This is a genomic window from Enterococcus sp. DIV2384 (assembly GCF_050534975.1).
Taxonomy (GTDB): Bacteria; Bacillota; Bacilli; order Lactobacillales; family Enterococcaceae; genus Enterococcus; species Enterococcus faecalis.
Genome location: NZ_CP172905.1, coordinates 2364227 through 2385006, shown reverse-complemented (window position 1 = coordinate 2385006; position 20780 = coordinate 2364227). Strand labels below are relative to the sequence as shown.

General features: G+C 38.1%; 17 protein-coding genes, 1 pseudogene and 1 other annotated feature. Of the genes and pseudogenes, 14 read left to right on the top strand and 4 right to left on the bottom strand.

Annotation, left to right across the window (positions count from 1 at the left end; translation table 11 throughout):
* Nucleotide 1 precedes the first annotated feature (1 nt).
* Together IGK54_RS11435 and IGK54_RS11430 are read left to right on the top strand one after the other, a co-directional pair.
* On the top strand, nt 2-301 hold the full coding sequence (locus IGK54_RS11435) for a PTS sugar transporter subunit IIB (protein WP_142957664.1): 300 nt from the start codon (nt 2-4) through the stop codon (nt 299-301).
* Between the two features lie 14 nt (nt 302-315).
* Nucleotides 316-1683 (top strand): PTS ascorbate transporter subunit IIC, encoded by a 1368-nt coding sequence (locus IGK54_RS11430; RefSeq protein WP_002355097.1) that lies wholly within the window; start codon nt 316-318, stop codon nt 1681-1683.
* Between the two features lie 64 nt (nt 1684-1747).
* On the opposite strand, the gene IGK54_RS11425 is transcribed toward IGK54_RS11430, so the two are convergent.
* Nucleotides 1748-2722: an alpha/beta hydrolase gene (locus tag IGK54_RS11425; RefSeq protein ID WP_002414146.1), complete on the bottom strand. Its 975-nt coding sequence runs from the start codon at nt 2720-2722 to the stop codon at nt 1748-1750.
* A 211-nt stretch (nt 2723-2933) separates the two neighbouring features.
* Between IGK54_RS11425 and rbsR the strand changes: the two genes are divergently transcribed.
* The 4 genes from rbsR to rbsU all read left to right on the top strand — a co-directional run bounded on the left by rbsR (nt 2934) and on the right by rbsU (nt 6257).
* On the top strand, nt 2934-3929 hold the full coding sequence (gene rbsR / locus IGK54_RS11420; protein WP_002359151.1) for a ribose utilization transcriptional repressor RbsR: 996 nt from the start codon (nt 2934-2936) through the stop codon (nt 3927-3929).
* Nucleotides 3930-4020: 91 nt separating this feature from the next.
* Nucleotides 4021-4938 (top strand): ribokinase, encoded by a 918-nt coding sequence (gene rbsK, locus IGK54_RS11415; protein WP_185938174.1) that lies wholly within the window; start codon nt 4021-4023, stop codon nt 4936-4938.
* Nucleotides 4939-4953: 15 nt separating this feature from the next.
* Complete coding sequence (rbsD, locus tag IGK54_RS11410) at nt 4954-5349, top strand: D-ribose pyranase (protein WP_142957662.1); 396 nt, start codon at nt 4954-4956, stop codon at nt 5347-5349.
* 20 nt (nt 5350-5369) lie between these two features.
* Complete coding sequence (gene rbsU / locus IGK54_RS11405; protein WP_142957661.1) at nt 5370-6257, top strand: ribose/proton symporter RbsU; 888 nt, start codon at nt 5370-5372, stop codon at nt 6255-6257.
* Between the two features lie 19 nt (nt 6258-6276).
* Here the strand turns inward: rbsU and IGK54_RS11400 are convergent, their stop codons facing one another.
* On the bottom strand, nt 6277-7161 hold the full coding sequence (locus tag IGK54_RS11400; protein WP_002365269.1) for a LysR family transcriptional regulator: 885 nt from the start codon (nt 7159-7161) through the stop codon (nt 6277-6279).
* Nucleotides 7162-7268: 107 nt separating this feature from the next.
* On the opposite strand from IGK54_RS11400, the gene IGK54_RS11395 reads away from it, so the two are divergent.
* From IGK54_RS11395 to IGK54_RS11360, 8 genes and pseudogenes are all read left to right on the top strand, one after another.
* Nucleotides 7269-7850, top strand: a complete 582-nt coding sequence (locus IGK54_RS11395; protein ID WP_002355105.1) for a DapH/DapD/GlmU-related protein — start codon at nt 7269-7271, stop codon at nt 7848-7850.
* Nucleotides 7850-8587 (top strand): SDR family oxidoreductase, encoded by a 738-nt coding sequence (locus tag IGK54_RS11390; RefSeq protein WP_002359155.1) that lies wholly within the window; start codon nt 7850-7852, stop codon nt 8585-8587. Before IGK54_RS11395 ends, IGK54_RS11390 begins: the two co-directional genes overlap by 1 nt.
* 180 nt (nt 8588-8767) lie before the next feature.
* A complete protein-coding gene (locus tag IGK54_RS11385; protein WP_430602995.1) occupies nt 8768-10081 on the top strand; it encodes an NCS2 family permease in 1314 nt (437 codons plus the stop codon).
* A gap of 159 nt (nt 10082-10240) precedes the next feature.
* The gene (gene thiI / locus IGK54_RS11380) at nt 10241-11455 is read left to right on the top strand and encodes a tRNA uracil 4-sulfurtransferase ThiI (protein WP_033599395.1); all 1215 of its coding nucleotides are present in this window, start codon (nt 10241-10243) and stop codon (nt 11453-11455) included.
* A gap of 129 nt (nt 11456-11584) precedes the next feature.
* A complete protein-coding gene (locus tag IGK54_RS11375) occupies nt 11585-12232 on the top strand; it encodes a redox-sensing transcriptional repressor Rex (protein WP_002365189.1) in 648 nt (215 codons plus the stop codon).
* A 63-nt stretch (nt 12233-12295) separates the two neighbouring features.
* Nucleotides 12296-12784, top strand: a complete 489-nt coding sequence (tpx, locus tag IGK54_RS11370; RefSeq protein WP_002367321.1) for a thiol peroxidase — start codon at nt 12296-12298, stop codon at nt 12782-12784.
* Nucleotides 12785-12833: 49 nt separating this feature from the next.
* Nucleotides 12834-13073: a binding site (T-box leader), on the top strand.
* Nucleotides 13074-13176: 103 nt separating this feature from the next.
* On the top strand, nt 13177-15819 hold the full coding sequence (locus tag IGK54_RS11365; RefSeq protein WP_002375712.1) for a valine--tRNA ligase: 2643 nt from the start codon (nt 13177-13179) through the stop codon (nt 15817-15819).
* Between the two features lie 76 nt (nt 15820-15895).
* A pseudogene (locus IGK54_RS11360) lies at nt 15896-17298 on the top strand (IS3 family transposase).
* 83 nt (nt 17299-17381) lie between these two features.
* Here IGK54_RS11360 and IGK54_RS11355 read toward each other — a convergent pair.
* Both IGK54_RS11355 and IGK54_RS11350 read right to left on the bottom strand, forming a co-directional pair.
* The gene (locus IGK54_RS11355) at nt 17382-17981 is read right to left on the bottom strand and encodes a TVP38/TMEM64 family protein (RefSeq protein WP_002355114.1); all 600 of its coding nucleotides are present in this window, start codon (nt 17979-17981) and stop codon (nt 17382-17384) included.
* Nucleotides 17974-20538 carry a YfhO family protein gene (locus IGK54_RS11350; protein WP_142957669.1) on the bottom strand — a complete coding sequence of 855 codons (2565 nt, stop codon included), beginning with the start codon at nt 20536-20538 and terminating at the stop codon, nt 17974-17976. Before IGK54_RS11350 ends, IGK54_RS11355 begins: the two co-directional genes overlap by 8 nt.
* Between the last annotated feature and the right edge of the window lie 242 nt (nt 20539-20780).

Below are 20780 nucleotides of genomic sequence, written 5' to 3'. Positions count from 1 at the left end.
GATGAAGATTTTTACAGTTTGTCAAAGTGGTTTAGGAACAAGTTTTATGGTGCAAATGAATATCCAACAAATTTTAGAGGAAGTCGGTGTTGATACAGATAATTTTCAAATTGATCACACAGATGTCGGGAGTGCCAGTGGTGATATGGCTGATTACTTCTTTGTCGAAAAAACATTGCAAGATGCTTTAGGGTCAATTCCTGCTGAAAAAATCATTCCTTTAAATGCGATTATTGATTACGAGGAAACGAAGGAGAAAGTCTTGAAAGTTTTAGATGACAATGGCATTGCACATCAATAAGAAGGAGGAAAAACATGGAAACTTTATTGAATTTATTTGTTTCAATTGTTAGCCAGCCAGCGATTCTGGTTTCATTAATTGCTTTGTTGGGATTAGTTTTACAGAAAAAGAAATTTTCTGATGTTGTTCAAGGAACGTTGAAAACATTCGTCGGCTTCTTAGTTTTAATTGGTGGCGCAGGGCTATTGGCGAACTCATTAACGCCCTTTGCGGAGATGTTCCAAACCGCATTAAATACACAAGGCGTGGTACCTAGTAATGAAGCAGTTGTAGCGATTGCCTTGCAACAATATGGGACACCAACTGCTCTGATTATGTTGGTGGGCATGGTTGTTAATATTCTGTTGGCGCGTTTTACACGTTTTAAATATATCTTTTTGACAGGTCAAGCGATGATGTACGTTTCGTGTTTGACAGCCGTTATTTTAGTGGGGGCCGGTTTTAGCGTTAGTTTACCAATGATTCTTTTAGGTGGTTTATTTGAAGGAACTTTATTAACAGTGACACCTGCTCTTTGTCAGCCCTTTATGAAACAAATTACTGGAAATGATAAAGTAGCAATGGGGCATACAGGGAATATTGGTTATGCGGCAAGTGGCTTTATTGGAAAAGTCTTTGGGAATAAAGAAAAGTCAACGGAAGATATTAAAATTCCTAAAAGTTTTGGTTTTTTAAGAGACTCAACCATCTCAATTATGATTTTGATGTCGATTGTCTATGTGATTTTGGCTTTGCTGGCTGGGACAGGCTATGTCGAGCATGAGTTAAGCAATGGCGAAAATGCGATTATCTTTTCATTAATTCAAGCAGGAACCTTTACGGCTGGTTTCGTAGTGGTTTTACAGGGTGTGCGGATGGTTTTAGGAGAAATTGTGCCAGCTTTCCAAGGAATTGCTAAAAAATTAGTGCCTAATTCTAAACCAGCACTTGATGTTCCCATTATCTTTCCTTATGCGCCAAATGCTGTCTTGATTGGGTTCTTTGTGAGCTTTATTGTGGGAACTATTTCAATGTTAGCGATGGTCGGTCTGAATACCACCGTGATTATACCCGGCGTTGTCGGGCACTTTTTCTGTGGTGCCGCGGCAGGCGTTTTTGGAAATTCCACAGGGGGACGTCGAGGAGCGATTTTAGGAGCTGCGTTTAATGGCTTATTAATTAGTTGGTTACCGTTATTTATTTTACCAGTCTTGGGTGATCTACAGTTAGCATCCTCAACGTTTGCGGATACAGATTATTTAATCCCAGGCCTATTTTTAGGCAAATTAGGTGAGGCAGGTCCGAGTCTTTTAGTAGGAGGAATCATTGCTTTTGTAGTGGTTGTTCTTTTGGCTAGCGCTGTTTTGACTATGCGGGAGAAAAAAGTCGCCGAAGAAAACTAAGTGTTTTCTTCTACAAAAAGGCAAGTGGGACAGAAGTCGTTGTGACTTCTGTCCCACTTGCCTTTTACCATTGTTCTTGGATAAACTGTGCAATTTGTTTCCGCGCTTGTCGTCCTTCTGGCAAGTACTGTTTCATTGCGAAAACGTGTTGCATGCCAGGCACCAATCGGCAAGTATCTTGTGGTCGTGGCCCTAATTGTTTTAAAAATTGGTGATAGGAAGGACAAAAAACTTCATGTGTGCCGCCCACGAAAAAAAGTGGCGGAAATTTTTGATAATCAAAGGACAAGCAATTTAAAGAAAGCGTGGAGTGATTAGCCGTGTCATCAATCTCTTGGGCAATTAATTGTAAATAGTTCATGCCAATCATTTTGTCCTTTTTTTGATAACTTTTGGCAACAGGAATGTCTAAATGTCCATCTAACCAAGGAGAAATTAAAACAGCAGCTTTTGGTAATCGTTCAGGGAAATCGATGGCTAAATTCTGCAATACGTTTAAAACCAATGTACCACCAGCAGAATCACCTAATAAAATAACATCTTCAGGATCATAATGCTGTAAAATTTCTTGATAAGCAGCATAGCAATGATTATAAATATCAGCAAAAGACTTATTTGGTGCTAATGGATATACAGGGATAAAATAATCTGTTGCAAAAGGGAGATCTTCAATTAGTTTATAACTAAAGTCTAATTGGCTATAGGCAAGATTCAATGTAAAGCCCCCACCATGCAGGTACAGTACAGCTTTCTTGGTAGGCGCAATAACGGAGTTTGACATGCGATACATCGTAGGAAATTGAGTCATTTCTTGAAGAGGAAAAAGATGACGTAAATGTTTTGGCAAAGTTACTTGTTCATTTAATGATCGTTGCCAATGATAAAAAGCCTTGGTGACTTTCGGATTTCGTTCAAGTCGAGCAATTTGGGAAAGACGTAAAGAATCTTCAAAAAGACAGGCTTTTAAGGATTTTTGACGAGAACGTGCGTGGAACAAATATGCGCTAGCTAACAACAAACCAATCGATTTCTTTTTCAATTAAGGCCCTCCATTCAGCAAAAAGTAAATCATTTTTTCTACAGTATAACATTTTAAAATTAGAACAACGAAATTTGTTGAAGGGATGAAAGGACGGTTTAAACGAATGTACGTATTTATTTGTGGTTGCGTAAAGTAAATGATTGTAGTAAATTAAATGAGATTAAGAGGTCCGGTGAATGGGCGCGTTCACGGCAAGGAGAGAAGTAGGATGACAAATAAAAAGGTTACAATTAAAGATGTTGCCAATGATTCAGGGGTCTCCATTACTACCGTTTCACAAATTTTAAACGGGAATGGGGCACGGTTTAGTGGGAAAACGGTCGAAAAAGTATTGGCTGCAAAAGAGCGATTAAACTATCAGCCCGACTATTTTGCGCAACGTATGGTGATGAAAAAAAGTAAGACGATTGGCGTAATCGTACCTGATATTACCAATCCATTTTTCGCGCAATTGATTCGAGGAATTGAAAGTGTTTTATACAAAGAAAATTTTATACTGATGTTATGCAATGCGGACCAAGATGTTACAAGAGAACATGAATATTTAACAGAGTTGATTCGTCGCAGTGTCGATGGTTTTGTGATTGCAAGTTCTGAAATTTCCAATCAAACGATTAATGAAACGCTACGTGCGAAAAAGATTCCATTTATTGTACTTGACCAAAAAAAAGCAGAAGGCTTTAGCGACGCTGTTTTGACAGACGATTATAGAGGTGGGCAACTAGCAGCAAAGCATTTACAAGAGCAACGACATGAACAGGTCGTCGTGGTAATGCCGCCACATGCGCCAGTCAATATTCAGCAACGTTTAAAAGGTTTTTGTTCTGTTTATACGGAAAAGGTCCAGTTAATCGAAACAGAATTATCAAAAACCGGCGGCTACCAAGCTGTCCCCGAAATTTTAAAAACAGAGAGCACCGGAATTTTTGCTATTAATGATGAAATTGCTTTTGGTTTATATCGAGGATTAGCAGAAGCGGGCAAAAAAATTCCTGAGGATTATAGTATTATTGGTTATGACAATGTTGATATGTGCGAGTATGTTTCGCCGCCGCTAACAACAATTGCTCAACCTGTTTTTCAATTGGGGCAAACTACGGCGACTTTATTATTGGAAAGAATCCATCAGCCTGCAAAAGATTGGGAGGAGCAAACCTTGCCTGTCCAACTGATTGAACGATTTTCGACAGCACCCTTGAAATAGCTTTCAAGGTGTGCTATATTTTTGTTGTGGAATTAAAACGTTTTACTAAAACGTTTTAATTAGAATGAAAAAATAAATTTTATTGAGGTGGATGAAAATGAACACGGTTACAATTATCGGAAGTATCAATTTAGACACAACATTAAGAGTCAAAGAAATGCCAAAACCAGGCGAAACAATTCACGCCATTGAACATTTTACAGCAGGTGGTGGTAAAGGAGCAAACCAAGCAGTTGCAGCGAAACGTTCAGGCGCAGAAACATATTTTATTGGTGCTGTGGGAAATGATGGCGCTGGAGCTATGATGACTGATTTAATGAGTCAAGATGAAATTAATTTAACTGGGGTCACCACTTTAGAAAAAACAGCTACTGGCCAAGCTTTTATTATGGTAGATAACGCTGGTGAAAATAGCATTATGATTTACGCGGGAGCCAATAACGCCTTTACGCCAAAACAAGTACAGGAACATCAAGAAATTATTGAAAAAAGTGATTTTGTGATTGCCCAATTTGAAAGTGCGATTGATAGTACGATTGCAGCGTTTAAAATTGCTAAAAAAGCAGGCGTCAAAACGATTTTAAATCCCGCGCCTGCGTTAGAACAAGTTCCTGAAGAATTACTAAACGTGACAGATATGATTGTACCAAATGAAACAGAAACTGAAATTTTAACAGGCATTAAAATCACAGATGAAGCGAGTATGCGTAAAGCCGCAGAAGCACTTCACCAATTAGGGATTGAAGCAGTAATTATTACAGTAGGTAGTAAAGGCGCCTTTTATGACGTCAATGGACGAAGTGGTATTGTGACTGCTTTTAAAGTGAAAGCGGTTGATACAACGGCTGCTGGCGATACTTTTATTGGCGCATTAAGTAGTATATTAGAGAAAGATTTTAGCAATTTGGAAGAAGCTATTCGTTATGGAAACAAGGCGTCCTCGTTGACTGTTCAACGTTTTGGAGCCCAACCTTCGATTCCTTATCAACACGAATTGGCAGACAAATAAAAAGGAGCGAGCGACATGAAAAAAACAAAAGTTATTAATTCAGATATTTCCCGCGTTATCGCACAAATGGGTCATTTTGATAAATTAAGTATTGGTGATGCAGGCATGCCAGTGCCTCGGACTACAGAAAAAATTGATTTAGCAGTTACCAATGGCGTCCCTAGTTTTATGGAAGTTTTAAACAATGTCCTTGAGGAATTGGCAGTTCAACGAATTTATTTAGCAGAAGAAATTAAAACAGAAAATCCTGACATGTTGACAGCAATTAAAACTCGTTTACCAGAAACTCCCATCAGTTTTATTCCTCATGCAGAAATGAAACAAGAATTAAACAACTGCCATGCATTTATTCGGACAGGGGAAATGACCCCATACGCAAATATTTTATTAGAAAGTAACGTTGTCTTTTAAACGAGAGAGGGGAAATAGAGATGAATGCGACTGCATTATTAATCGGTTTAGGACCGCTTCTAGGTTGGGGGCTTTTCCCAACAATCGCTTCCAAAATTGGTGGTCGTCCAGTAAATCAAATTCTCGGTACCAGTTTAGGAACATTGATTTTTGCCGCTGTATTTTCAATGATTAATGGTTTGACTTTTCCAGCGGGCATGGATTTATTCTTTTCAATTTTATCTGGTGTCGGTTGGGCCTGTGCGCAAATCATTACATTTAAATGCTTCACGATGATTGGGTCATCACGTGCTATGCCAGTAACGACCGCGTTCCAACTTTTAGGGGCTTCTCTCTGGGGTGTCTTTTTCTTAGGGAACTGGCCAGGTGCGACAGCCAAATTGTTAGGCGCATTTGCCTTAGTGTTAATCATGATTGGTGCCAAAATGACGGTCTGGTCGGAAACGGAATCCGCTGAGAGTGCTGGGATTATGAAAAAAGCAGTTCTTCTATTAGCCGTTGGTGAAATCGGCTATTGGGCGTACTCTGCAGCACCCCAAGCGACAGCAATTGATGGCATGCATGCCTTTTTACCACAAGCAATAGGCATGGTAATTGTGGCAGTTATTTATTCAGCAGTTGTCACTATTAAGGGTGGGGAAACATCCCCATTTATAGAAGCTGTTTCTTACAAACAAATTTTTTCAGGCTTTTTCTTCGCCTTTGCAGCGTTAACTTATTTAATTTCAGCGCAGCCAGATATGAACGGCTTGGCAACTGGCTTTATTCTATCCCAAACATCAGTTGTGCTTGCAACGTTGACAGGTATTTGGTTCTTAGGTCAAAAGAAAACAGCCAAGGAAATGACCGTAACGATTATCGGCTTAGTTTTGATTTTGGCAGCAGCTACGATCACAGTGATGATTTAAAAAAGTATTCAACGACCTATTATTCAGGGCGTTGAATACTTTTTTTTATTTGTTCTAAAAATAATGCAGCAGCTGTGGAAAGAACCGTATTTTTGCGCCAAATTAAACTAATTTTGGCTGTTAAAGCAGGATATAGCGGGATAAAACGTAAATTTGTTTGCTTTGTTTCTAGAATACCATCAATGCTTAGGGCGCTACCTAGCCCAGCTTCTACCATCAGTGAAGCGTTGTAAAGTAAGTTGTAGGTCCCAACGATTCGGAACTGATCTAGACTTGCTTCGAGCCAATCAGAGAGTTGGCTCGGAACTTGTGCTTGTCGAGAAATAAATAAAGGTTCTTCTTTTAAATCGGCTGCAGTAATAACATTTTTAGTGGCTAAGGGATGGTCCTTTACAGTAATTAAGCCCCATGTATCTACAATTGGTAATGTTAAATAGCTATATTTTTGTTTAGGTGCAGGCTCAATAATTAAACCAAAATCTAATAATCCTTTGTCTAGCCGTTCTATTACATCATCTGCATTCCCACTGTATAAATGAAGGTGAATATCAGCTGAGTGCTGGCTTGTTATTTGTTGTAGTGCATTCGCTAAAAAAGACATAGCTTTTGTTTCGCCGCCACCAATCGTGATTTCGCCATTAATGAATTCATTTTGCGACAAGTTGGTGACTGTTTTATTCGCTAAGCTTAAAATATCTTGCCCTTGTTTAGCTAAATATTCTCCTTCAGGTGTTAATTGTATTTGTCGATTTCCTCGTATAAATAATGTCACGCCTAATTCTTCCTCTAATTCTTTTAATTGCTTAGATAATGTTGGTTGTGATACATGCAATTGTTTGGCTGCGCCACTAATCGTTTTTTCTTGGACCACTGCTAAGAAATAGTGAATCACTCGTAATTCCATTACTTTCCCTCCTATAACTAAAACGCATACTTATCTATTTATTATAAGTATTAGACAGAGGAGTTGTCACGTATTACGATAAATTTAGCAAAAGGAGGCGATTAGGAATGCTTACAAAAAATCTCCAAGAACTAATTGCAACAGGTAGCATTGATAAAGATGAACCACTATTTCAACTTATTCATCAGATTCAAGAGGAAAATAGTCGCTATTTAATAGAATTAAATCAACAAGCCTATACACATAATGAAGTAAGGAATCTTCTTGCCACGATTATCCAAGACAAAATTGACGAAACCGTTACGATTTTATTGCCTTTTTATACAGATTTTGGACGCAATATACATTTTGGTAAAAATATTTTTATTAATCGGGCAGCTATGTTTGTTGATTTAGGGGGCATTATAATTGAAGACAATGTTTTAATTGGTCCGCGCGTTAATCTCTTAAGTGTCAATCATCCGGAACTGCCAATGAAACGGCGAGGCGTATTGCTAGCACCAATTACCATTAAAAAATTTGCGTGGTTAGGCGCGGGTGTCACTGTTTTACCAGGTATTACGATTGGTGAAAATGCTATCGTAGCAGCTAATGCGACTGTAACTAAAGATGTGCCAGCTAACGCTATTGTTGCAGGAACACCAGCTAAAATTATTCGTTGGATTCAGGAAGATAAGGAGGAAATATAATGAAATCATTATCAGAAAAAGTTATTGTTATCATGGGCGCTTCCAGTGGCATCGGTGAGGCAACAGCCCGTTTACTTGCCAGAAAAGGAGCGAAGTTAGTCATTGCAGCACGTCGACAAGAACGTTTAATTGCTATAAAAAAAGAACTTCCTGAAGCAACGATTCTCGTGCAACAAGCAGATGTAACGAAAGAAGAGGAAGTTCAGCGTGTAATCAAGCTTACAATGGAAAAATATGGACGAATTGATGTTCTTTTTAACAATGCAGGAGTTATGCCAACGGCGCCTCTTATTGAAGCACCAAAAGGAGAATGGCGTCAAATGCTAGATATTAATATTATGGGTGTTTTAAATGGCATTGCGGCAGTTCTTCCAATTATGGTTGAACAAAAATCAGGGCAGATTATTGCTACTGATTCTGTGGCAGGACATGTCGTTTATCCAGATTCGGCTGTCTACTGTGGAACAAAGTTTGCTGTTCGAGCAATTATGGAAGGATTGCGACAAGAACAAAGAGAGAATAACATTAAATCAACGATTATTTCACCAGGTGCTGTACAAACAGAACTTTATCAAACAATTTCTAATCGAGTAGTAGCTGAAACGTTACATCTAGAACAGTTAAGTTGGGGCTTAAAGGCGGAAGACATTGCGCAAGCAGTGGTCTTTGCCATAGACACGCCAGATCGTATGTCAATCAGTGAAATGGTTGTTCGCCCGACCACACAAACGATTTAATTTAAAAAGTATTCCTAGAAAGGAATACTTTTTTTAATCGTGATTGTTCGTTTTTTACAGAATTTAGAATTTGATATTTACTTATTTGTTGGTTTATTATATGATTAAACACGTTGTTTCATTAATAAATTGAATATTTTACGAACATTGTAAAATATTTAGATTTTAGGAGGACGGAACATGAAAGAAAAAATAAGTTCATATTTTGAACTTGAACAATTGAATACGAATATGAAACGAGAAATGTTAGCTGGTTTCACCACATTTATCTCAATGGCGTATATTTTGTTCGTTAATCCAACCGTACTTGGTGCTTCTGGCATGGACGAAGGCGCTGTTTTTACTGCCACCGCTTTAGCGAGTGCTTTAGGTTGTATTTTAATGGGTGTGTTGGCGAAATATCCGATTGCGACAGCACCAGCTTTAGGAATTAATGCATTCTTTGCTTATTCAGTCTCTGTTGGTATGGGGATTCCTTGGCAAACGACATTAGCAGGCGTTTTTGTGGCTTCATTGATATTTATTTTAATTACAATTTTTAAATTACGCGAGCTAATTATTGATGCAATTCCTGCAGACTTGAAATTTGCCATTTCAGGTGGGATCGGGTTGTTTATTGCTTTTCTTGGTTTAAGCCAAGGTGGCTTAATTGTGGCTAATGATGCGACACTTGTTGGCTTAGGACCTTTGAACGTTGGCTCAACGTGGGTCACCATTGTCGGCTTAGTCGTAACTGCAATTTTGTTAGTTCGTCGAGTGCCTGGTGGTATTTTTATTGGGATGGTGATTTCAACGATTGTTGGTTTAGCGACAGGCGTTATTCCAATGCCTGATAAGATTATTTCAAGCGCGCCAAGTTTAGAACCAACATTTTTAGTGGCGTTAGGACATGTGAAAGATATCAATACGATTCAAATGTGGGTCGTGGTTTTAACGTTCCTATTAGTAACATTCTTTGATACCGCTGGTACGTTGGTGGGCTTAGCCAATCAAGCAGGTTTTATGAAGGACAATAAAATGCCGCGTGTGGGGAAAGCTTTAGCCGCTGATTCAACAGCGATGTTAGCTGGTTCTCTACTAGGGACATCGCCAGTTGGCGCGTATGTTGAATCATCTGCGGGGATTGCTGTGGGTGGTCGTTCAGGAATCACAGCTATTACAACCGGGATTTTATTTATTTTCAGTTTGCTATTTTCTCCTTTGTTAGCAGTTGTCACTTCGCAAGTTACAGCACCAGCGTTGATTATTGTTGGTGTTTTGATGGCACAATCCTTAAGCAAAATTAAATGGAATGAGATGGAAATTGCGATTCCTTCCTTCTTAATCTTGTTAGGAATGCCATTGACATACAGCATTTCAGATGGGATTGCCTTAGGCTTTATCTTCTATCCAATTACAATGATTGCGGCAAAACGCGGGAAAGAAGTTTCGCCAATTATGTATGGCTTGTTCTTTGTTTTTGTCGGATTCATGTGGATCCTGAATGCGCAATAAGTAAGAGAGAAAGTTATCAAATAGTTGATTCATAAGACAATGAACTTATGAATCAACTATTTTTTTTCGACTAAGCACTAGAAAAACGCCCCTTATTTGATGTATAATTTGCAAAGACATTGACCTGTGAAGATACAGGAACAGAGAGGAATTAATTGAGTGAAGTATACAGAAATTATGGTTCGCTATGGCGAATTATCAACTAAAGGAAAAAATCGTAAAACGTTTATCATGCAGTTAGCACAAAATGTGAAACGTGCGTTAGCTGATTTTCCAGCATTGAAAATCCATGCAGATCGAGATAGAATGCATATTTTATTAAATGGGGAAGATAGTGAAGAAGTGATTCCAAAACTAAGTAAAGTGTTTGGAATTCAAAATTTTTCGCCAAGTATTCGTATTGAAAAAGAAATGCCAGTGATTCGTGCAATGGTTCAAGAGGTTGTTCGGGAAGTTTATACGCCAGGTAAGACGTTTAAAATTACTGCTAAACGTTCGGACCATTCATTTGAACTTGATTCAAATGGCTTGAATCAAGAATTAGGTGGGGCTGTTATTGAAGCCATTCCGGAAATTCAAGTACAAATGAAAAAGCCTGATATCAACTTAAGAATTGAAATTCGTAAAGATGCGGCGTATTTATCTTATGAAACGATTCGCGGTGCGGGTGGATTGCCAGTGGGCACCAGTGGTCGTGGTATGTTGATGTTGTCAGGAGGCATTGATTCACCAGTTGCTGGTTATTTAGCTATGAAACGTGGCGTGGAAGTGGAAGCTGTCCATTTTGCTAGTCCGCCTTATACAAGTGAACAAGCGTTACAAAAGGCTAAAGATTTAGCTGAAAAATTAGTTCCTTATGTAGGAACTATTCAATTTATTGAAGTGCCCTTTACAGAAATTCAAGAAGAAATTAAACGAGTCGTTCCCCAAGGCTACTTAATGACCATTACACGACGTTTAATGTTACGCTTAACAGATGCAATTCGTGAAATGCGGAAAGGTTTAGTCATTATTAACGGTGAATCGTTAGGACAAGTGGCTTCGCAAACACTTCAAAGTATGGTAGCAATTAATGAGGTTACCTCAACACCGATAATTCGACCCGTTGTTTCAATGGATAAGACAGAAATTATCGAAATTGCCGAAAAAATTGACACGTTTGAATTAGCCATCCAACCCTTCGAAGATTGTTGTACAATTTTTGCGCCACCGCAACCGAAAACACGACCTCGCTTGGATAAAGCGCAAGATTATGAAGCGCGCTTAGACTTAGAAGGTTTAATGGCTCGGGCCTTAGAAGGACTCAAAATTACAGAGATTTCAGCAGAAACAGCGAAAGATAAACAAGAAGACGAATTTGCAGATTTCCTATAAGAAATAAATACAGTGACGGTCGCTTAGACGTCACTGTATTTATTTTGTACTTATTTCACAAACAAGTTGCTCGGAGAGGGGAACCGTGATAAACTGAATATGTGAAGTAGGTAACAAGGAGGACAGAGGATGGAGAAAAAAATGCCTAAAGCAACGGCAAAACGTTTGCCGGTTTATTTACGTTATTTAAAAATGTTAGGGGATTCTGGTGTTAAACGCATTAAATCACGAGAGTTTAGTGAAATGATCCAGATTCCTTCTGCAACGATTCGGCGTGATTTTTCCCACGTTGGTGAACTGGGTCGAAGCGGTTATGGTTACGATGTGCCGTATTTAATTGAGGTATTTAGTAATATTTTAAATACGCAAGAAGAAAAAAGAATTGCTCTGATTGGTTGTGGCAATTTAGGCAAGGCATTATTAAAAAATAATTTTAGACGCAACGAGAATTTGAATATTGTCTGTGCTTTTGATAATGATTCGGCTTTAGTTGGCACCACGATTAATGGGTTATTAGTTCATGATATGTCTGAGTTAGAAGCATTCGTTCGACAAGAAGGGGTCACGGTAGCCATTTCTACAGTACCAAGTCACCATGCCCAAAAAGCCATCGACAAAATTGTTCAAGCGGGTGTGACTGCGATTTTAAATTTTGCGCCAGACCGTGTCAGTGTGCCAGCCAACGTTAGTGTGCAGTATATTGATTTAACAACGGAACTGCAAACACTGATTTATTTTAATGAAACTTTTTCACTAGCAAATAGCCCAAAGCAATAAAATTGTCTTCATAAAAATCCTCTACTATACTTATTATTGAAAGTGGAAAAGGAGGATTTCAGAATGAATGTTACAAGAAAAGGGCACGTATTAGAATTGACAGGTGAACAGCCGGAAGTTGGCACAAAAGCCCCCGTCTTTTCTTTGAAAAATTTAAACAACCAAGAAATCAACTTGGCAGATTATAAAGGTAAAACGGTTTTAATTAGTGTGGTTCCTGATATCGACACACGTGTTTGTTCACTGCAAACGAAACGTTTCAATCAAGAAGCGGCGAAATTAGACGGTGTTCAGATTATCACGATTTCCAATAACACAGTTGAAGAACAAGCAAATTGGTGTGCCGCTGAGGGTGTCGAAATGGAAATGCTTCATGATACTGAAGACTCATTTGGTGCAGCTTATGGTTTGTATATTCCAGAAATGGGCCGTTTAGCACGTGCTATTTTTGTGATTGACCCAGAAGGAACGTTAGTTTATGAAGAAATCGTCTCAGAAGTTTCGTCGGAACCCGATTATCAACAAGCGTTAGAAGCTGCAAAAAAAGTGTAATCCCTCTAGATTACAAATTGACTTTGCTTGCGCTTCATTGTAGAATGAAGCAAAGACAGCGAACAAGAGGAGTATCATTGGCGTCGTTTTAGAGAAAAAGTCGTTCAGGTGCAAGACTTTTACACAACCAGTGAGAAGGTAGCTTGTGAGTCAATGGTTTGAACACAGTACGTTAGTAGAACGATTCGTTTCGTGAACGTTATCTCACGAATGAGTGGCATTTGAATGAATTCAATTCAAATGCAATTTAGGTGGTACCGCGTAAATAAGATGAATCTACGCCCTAAAATACGAAAGTATTTTAGGGCGTATTTTAGTGTTTAGCCCAAAAAAACTCATTTGTAAAATAATTACCGCTCCAAATCGCGTATTTTAAGAAAGAAGGGGAAAAAATGTCAGAAGAAAAAAACTTACCAACGAAATATCAACCGACAGAAATCGAAGCTGGCCGTTATCAAAAATGGCTAGATCAAGATTTATTTAAACCAAGTGGCGACAAAAAAGCGAAGCCCTATTCAATTGTTATTCCACCACCCAATGTAACAGGAAAACTACACTTAGGGCATGCTTGGGATACAACATTACAAGATATGATTATCCGCCAAAAAAGAATGCAAGGCTTTGATACGTTATGGCTACCAGGAATGGACCATGCCGGAATTGCCACGCAAGCAAAAGTAGAAGAGAAACTAGCACAACAAGGAATTTCACGTTACGACTTAGGTCGTGAAAAATTTGTTGATCAAGTGTGGGAATGGAAAGAAGAATATGCTTCTCACATTCGTGAACAGTGGGCAAAAATGGGCCTTTCTTTAGATTACAGCCGTGAACGTTTTACTTTAGATGAAGGGCTATCTGAGGCCGTTCGTAAAGTGTTTGTCTCTCTTTACGAGAAAGATTTGATTTACCGTGGTGAATATATCATTAACTGGGATCCAAAAGCGAAAACAGCATTGTCTGATATTGAAGTAATCCATAAAGATATTGAAGGAGCTTTTTACCACATGAGCTACCCATTATCAGATGGTTCTGGCGTTGTTGAAATTGCGACAACGCGTCCTGAAACAATGTTGGGAGATACGGCGATTGCGGTCCATCCAGAAGATGAACGGTATCAGGAACTTATTGGTAAGACAGTTGTCTTGCCATTAGTCGATAAAGAAATTCCAATTATTGCAGATGACTATGTAGATATGGAATTTGGAACAGGGGTTGTAAAAATCACACCTGCTCATGATCCAAATGACTTTGAAGTCGGTAATCGTCATGACTTACCTCGAGTAAATGTTATGAACGAAGACGGCACGATGAATGAACTGGCTGGAAAATATGAAGGAATGGATCGTTTTGCTGCACGTAAAGCGATTGTCTCTGACTTGAAAGAATTAGGTCGCTTAATTAAGATCGAAACAATGAATCACAGCGTGGGCCATTCAGAACGAACAGGCGTTGTCGTGGAACCTCGTTTATCGACCCAATGGTTTGTAAAAATGGGACCATTAGCTGAAAAAGCAATAGAAAATCAAAAAACAGAAGACGCTGTTGAATTTTATCCACCACGCTTCAATCAAACATTTTTACGTTGGATGGAAAATATTCATGACTGGGTTATTTCGCGACAATTATGGTGGGGCCATCAAATTCCTGCTTGGTATCACAAAGAAACGGGCGAGATGTATGTTGGGATGGAAGCACCAGCCGACAGTGAAAACTGGGTTCAAGATAGTGATGTCTTAGATACATGGTTTAGTTCTGCATTATGGCCATTTTCAACGATGGGTTGGCCGGACGAAGCAAGCGAAGATTATCAACGTTACTTCCCAACAAGCACATTAGTTACTGGCTATGATATTATTGCCTTTTGGGTAAGTCGTATGATTTTCCAAAGCTTAGAGTTTACAGGCGAACGTCCCTTCCAAAATGTCTTAATTCACGGCTTAATTCGTGATGAGCAAGGACGCAAAATGAGTAAATCATTGGGGAATGGGATTGATCCAATGGATGTCATCGAAAAATATGGCGCAGATGCGTTACGTTGGTTCTTATCAAATGGTTCAGCACCTGGTCAAGATGTTCGTTTTAGTTATGAAAAAATGGATGCTTCTTGGAACTTTATCAATAAGATCTGGAATGCAAGTCGTTTCGTTATTATGAATGTAGAAGGTATGACTGCTGCAGATATTGACTTTAGTGGTGAAAAGACTGTCGCTGATCGTTGGATTTTAACGCGCTTAAACGAAACAGTCGCCCGTGTGACAGAATTATTTGATCGCTTTGAATTCGGTGAAGCAGGTCGCCAATTATACAACTTCATCTGGGATGATTTCTGTGATTGGTATATTGAAATGAGTAAAGAAATTCTTTACGGAGAAAATGAAGCAGCTAAACAAACAACACGGAGCATCTTGGTGTACACATTGGATCAAATCTTACGCTTATTGCATCCAATTATGCCATTTGTAACAGAAGAAATTTGGGAAAAAATTCCGCATCAAGGTGAGTCATTGGTTGTGGCAGAGTACCCAGTTGTTCATGAAGAATTTAACGATGAAGCAGCAGCTCGAGGAATGGAAGTTCTGAAAGAAGTTATTCGTTCGGTTCGGAATATTCGAGCAGAAGTGAATACACCACTTTCTAAACCAATTACTTTGTTAATTAAAACAAACGATACAGAAGTAGAAGAATTTTTAACAGCTAATACTAGCTACTTGGAACGCTTCTGTAACCCAGAGGAATTAGTCATCAGTCGTGAAATAGAAGCGCCAGAATTAGCCATGTCCGCTGTTTTAACAGGCGCAGAACTATTCCTACCATTAGCTGGGTTGATTAATATCGAGGAAGAAATTGCTCGCTTAGAAAAAGAATTAGACAAATGGACAAAAGAAGTCAAACGTGTGCAAGGCAAACTTTCAAATGAACGTTTTGTGTCAAATGCACCAGATGAGGTCGTGGAAGCAGAACGTGCAAAAGAAAAAGACTACCTTGAAAAACAAGAGGCTGTCAAAGAACGGATTGCCCAATTACGTTCAATCTAAAAAAGAAAAGACAACAAAACCTGAGCCGACCCCCAAAAGTTAGACCTAGAAATCTAACTTTTGGAGGTTTTTTTGTATGGCAAAATACAGTTTTGAATTTAAACTTAAACTTGTTCATGACTACTTATCTGGTCAAGGAGGTCTAAGGTTTCTCGCAAAGAAGTATGGGTTTAAAGATAGTTCTCAAATAAGCAAATGGATAAATGCCTATAAAGAACTTGGTGAAGAAGGCCTACTTCGCAGTCGAAAAAATAAGAATTACTCTGTTCAATTTAAGCTAGATGCGATAGAGTTATATTTAACAACAGAGTTGTCCTATCAAGAAGTAGCTAATCTTCTAAAAATGAACAATCCATCATTGATTGCGAATTGGCTTAGAACGTATCAGAAGTTTGGTATAGAGGGACTCTCTAAACAGAAAGGACGTCCACCTACCATGTCTAAAAAGAAACGAAATGAACCCCAACCACTACCAAGTGAACGATCTCAAGTAGAGAAACTAGAAAAAGAAAATAGAATGTTAAAAATTGAGAATGCCTATTTAAAAGAATTGAGGAGACTGCGTTTAGAGGACGAACAAAAAATGAACGAATCGCACGAATCATTCACAGTCTCCGAAGACACTTTCGATTAAAAGATATTTTGGAAACCCTAAGGTTTCCAAAATCTACTTACATGTACTGGCAAAAACGCCTCGACAGAACAGCTTCAACACAAATCATCGAAGAAGAAATTCAAGCGATTCGTAAAAAACATCAACATTATGGCTATAGAAGGATGACCCAAGAATTGAAACGACGTGGATTTCAAGTGAATAAAAAGAAAGTCCAGCGATTAATACAAAAGTTAAAGTTACAAGTCAAAGCTTTTACTAAGAAATCAAGAAAATATAATTCCTATAAAGGAACCGTTGGTAAAATCGCTAAAAATTTGATTCGTCGCCGATTTAAAACCTCTGTTCCTCATCAAAAAATTACAACTGATACAACTGAATTTAAGTACTTTGAAGCAGATAACGCAGGCATCTTTCGTCAGAAAAAACTATACTTAGATCCATTTATGGATATGTATAATAGTGAAATTCTAAGCTATAGCCTTTCTACTCAACCAAATGGTAAAACAGTTATGGAAGGTCTGAAAGAAGCAATTTCTCAAACAAATGATTGTCCCTATCGGCGCACCTTTCACTCTGATCAAGGCTGGGCTTATCAAATGAATGTCTATATACAAACATTAAAGGACAACAATATCTTTCAAAGTATGTCTCGAAAAGGAACCTGTTTAGATAATTCTCCTATGGAGAATTTCTTCAGTATCCTAAAACAAGAAGTGTACTATGGAAAAATCTATCAAAGTCAAAATGAATTGAGAGAAGCAATTGAGAACTACATTTATTATTACAATCATCACCGAATCAAGGAAAAACTTAACTGGAAAAGCCCAGTAGAATTTCGACAATTCAATCAAAAAACTGCATAAAAATAGAGTGGAAAAATCCACTCTATAAAAAGTCTAACTTTTTGGGGTCACTACAACCAAACGTTGGTTTTGTTGTCTTTTTGTTATAATTTGCCAAATAATTGAAACAAATACAACATTAAGTAGCTGTAAGTAGCCACAGACCAGAATTTCAATAAAAGAACAATTTTCATGAATTCTTTTAAAGAAATATCTGTAATTCCCGCCACTAAACAAACAATATCATCTGGAGCGAAGGGGACTAACATAGTAAAGATTAAGAGCTTTTTGACATTGTGTTCATTTTTGTCTAAAATCTCTTCAAATTTTTTGTATTTATTGGGTGAAAGGATTATTTTTACAAAGCTACGTCCATAGTAACGAACCAGTAAAAAGCCAATAAACTCACCAATAATCAATCCAAGATAGCTATACAAAAGGCCTTGCAAATTGCCAAACATCAACATTCCTGCAACAGAAGAGATTCCTCCAGGTAGAATAGGAATAATCACTTGGACGATTTGTAAAAGAATGAAACACAGAACCGCATAGTTACCAAACTGTTTAATAAAAGCTTGCAAGGAAGCAACAGAATGAAAAATTCCTCTGGAATATCCCCATAGAATTAAGCCGAAGAAAAGCACCAGTCCAACTAGGGGTAACCACCGAATGAGTCCATTTAAAAATTTTTTCTGATTAGTCATGAGTGGCCTCCTGACGTTTTCGACGGTATTTTTTAAAGCCAAGATAACCAGCCGTTCCCAGTAAAATCGTTCCGCTGACGGCAGTACCGAGATAAATCATTCTTGGATGATAGGCAAAGGTTAACTGCTGTTTGCCAGCTGGAACTTCAACAGCTAAAAAGCCACCTAGAATGCGCTGTGTTTTTAATGGTTCTTTTTGTAGCGACGATTTGACTTGCCAATCTTGGTCATAAGGAATGGACGTATACAGTAACTGAGTGTCATTTCCAGGTACATTCAGTGCGCCATTTAAATGGCCTTTTTTAGTTGCATTCACGTGAAGAGCTTGTTGGCGTAATTTGTCAACCGCACGATTAAAGGCTGTTTGGTCTAAAGTTTGAAGTTGCCAATTGGTTAAATCAACCACTTGTTCAGCAGTTAGTGACAGGGTCACGGTAGTTCCTTTTTCAAAATGCCCTAAATTGAACAGTTGATTGGTTGCAATATAAATCGGCGTCGAGATAACTTGTTGGTTTACCTTCAATTGTGTAACCTTTTTCCATTTTAAATTCGGAATATAAAGATGCAAGTCACCAGTGCTATTCACTTTAAAGGTTGCTTCAATTGTTTCGTTGGTATGATGGGGTTCATTTATCAACGAAGCTGTTTTAAAGTAAGGTTTATCCGTCGGCACGAGCGTTTGCAGGAGTTCTTCTTGGGCATCTAAAGGATCATTTTTTGCTAATTTTAACTTGGTTAATGCGGTTGGCGCCAAAAAGCCCATACCGATCGCTTCATCATTTTCCATGATTTTCGTGGAACCAACTGTTTTTAGCAATTTTTCACTCGTAGGTTTTTCAATTGGTAAAAAGTCATATTTCACATTTAAAAGTAAATTGGTTAGTTGTGAATTATCCACATAGGCAATCCGGCGATCATTTTTTCGATACAAACCTAGCGCACTTAATGTGTCTTGGGTAGTGGCAGTTAAAGTCGAAGTATAGCTAGAAACGCCAGCATAGCCATAAAGTAAAGGATTATTGTAGCCGTTATTGATTTCACGGAACCCTGTTTCTTTGGAAGGAATGACTTGTTTCATGCGATAAAGTTCTGGTGCTGAGGCCATTTTTTCATCGATTAATTGGCTGTGTTTTCGGTAATCTTGGGCAAATGTTGCTTGGCTACCAAAGGGCATGTGTTTAAAAGAAATCCAGAAATTCGTTGTTAATTCTGTGCTGACCAGTAAGAATAAAGCCACGACTACATAGTTTCTTAAGGCCTTTTTGTGTGCTAAACGCAAGCAAACGAAAATCAACCAAATAAAAAGTAAACTTAGCCATAAATAATTGATCGAAATTAAGAGATTCTTTTGTGGACCATAATACAAAGATCCGTAGCCAATGACTAACAGCAGACTAAAAATAATAGGTGCGGACCAAGGAATGGTCACTCTTGTAAGCCAAGCTTCATAGGCAAAGACAATCAATAAAAAGCTAAAGATAAAGACATTTCGGTAAGGGAACCCAGCTGGGCTTTGAAACATGTGCCAGACAGTATTAAAGGCTTCTAACCAAAAGCTTAAAAAGAGAATGAATAAAAGAATTGCTGAAGCTATTCTTTCTTTTAACGCAATTTGTTTCGTTTGAAAATAGGCAACACAGAGGAGTGTCACAAATAATCCAGCAAAAACGGTTGGTAAATGGTCTAAACGCAACTCATAATTAATAGAACCTAAGCCTAATTGCGAGAAGAACGAAGTGTTGAACTTAGGCGTTAAGAAGAACGTCGAGACATCAAAATCTGCTTTTTTTGTATAAAGCATCCCTTCTGCTGCAGGTAATAATAAAAAGCTAGTTGCGGTTCCTGTTAAAAAAGAAACGAGGATGAATAACGGACTTTGTTTAAAAAATTGCCGAATAGCATGGGCTTGGGTATTCTTTTTAAAGAACCAATAGATACTGTACAAAACAGCAAAGAGACAAATCATATAACCCATGTAGTAATTCGTCACAATCGCTAAAAACAGGGTGATACTGTATAAGCCCCATTTGCGTTGATCCCATAAACGTTGGAGTCCCAATAAGATAAGCGGGAATAGAATCAGTGCATCCAACCACATAAAGTTTTGGCTATAGACGGTGACAAAGCCACAGAAACTATAGGACGTTGAAAAAAGTAACGTGGTGCCATCAACTTTTTGATAGGTGTATTTTAAATAGCTAAACATCGTAGTGCCCATCAAGGCAAGTTTTAAGGTAATAATCCATAAAATTGCTATAGGTAATTGTTCATAAGGAAAAAAGAAAGCCAACACATTAAAAGGGCTCAGTAAGTAATAGGCTGCCAAAGGAACAATCGACTCACCAATCTCATTGGAAAAAGAGTAGAATGTAGTTATTCCCTCGTGAAAAGAGCGTTTTAAAAAACTCAAGAAAGGCATATATTGTGTGCCTAAATCACTAACTAATAAGTTGTTGTCACCAAAAGGCGCAAGTTGTAATGTCATCCATACAAGCAACAGAAGTAAAAACGGCAAGAAAAAACTTCCTAACCATAAAAGCTTCGATTTGTTTTTCATCAAAATAAGTCCACCTTTATAAAAAAATCATGAATAAGCGTGTTGAACGCTCTAAAAATAGTTTTTAATTGGCTGGCTGGAATGAACCATCCAGAATGTTAGTTTACCATAAGTTCATTAATGTATCCGCTAATAACGCAAAATTATGAAAAATGCAAAAAGTTTTCAAGAAAAAGTTTCAATTGGTTATTAGTGAAAAAGTCACCTAACTTAGTTATAATGTAGAAGAAGACAAGGAGTTG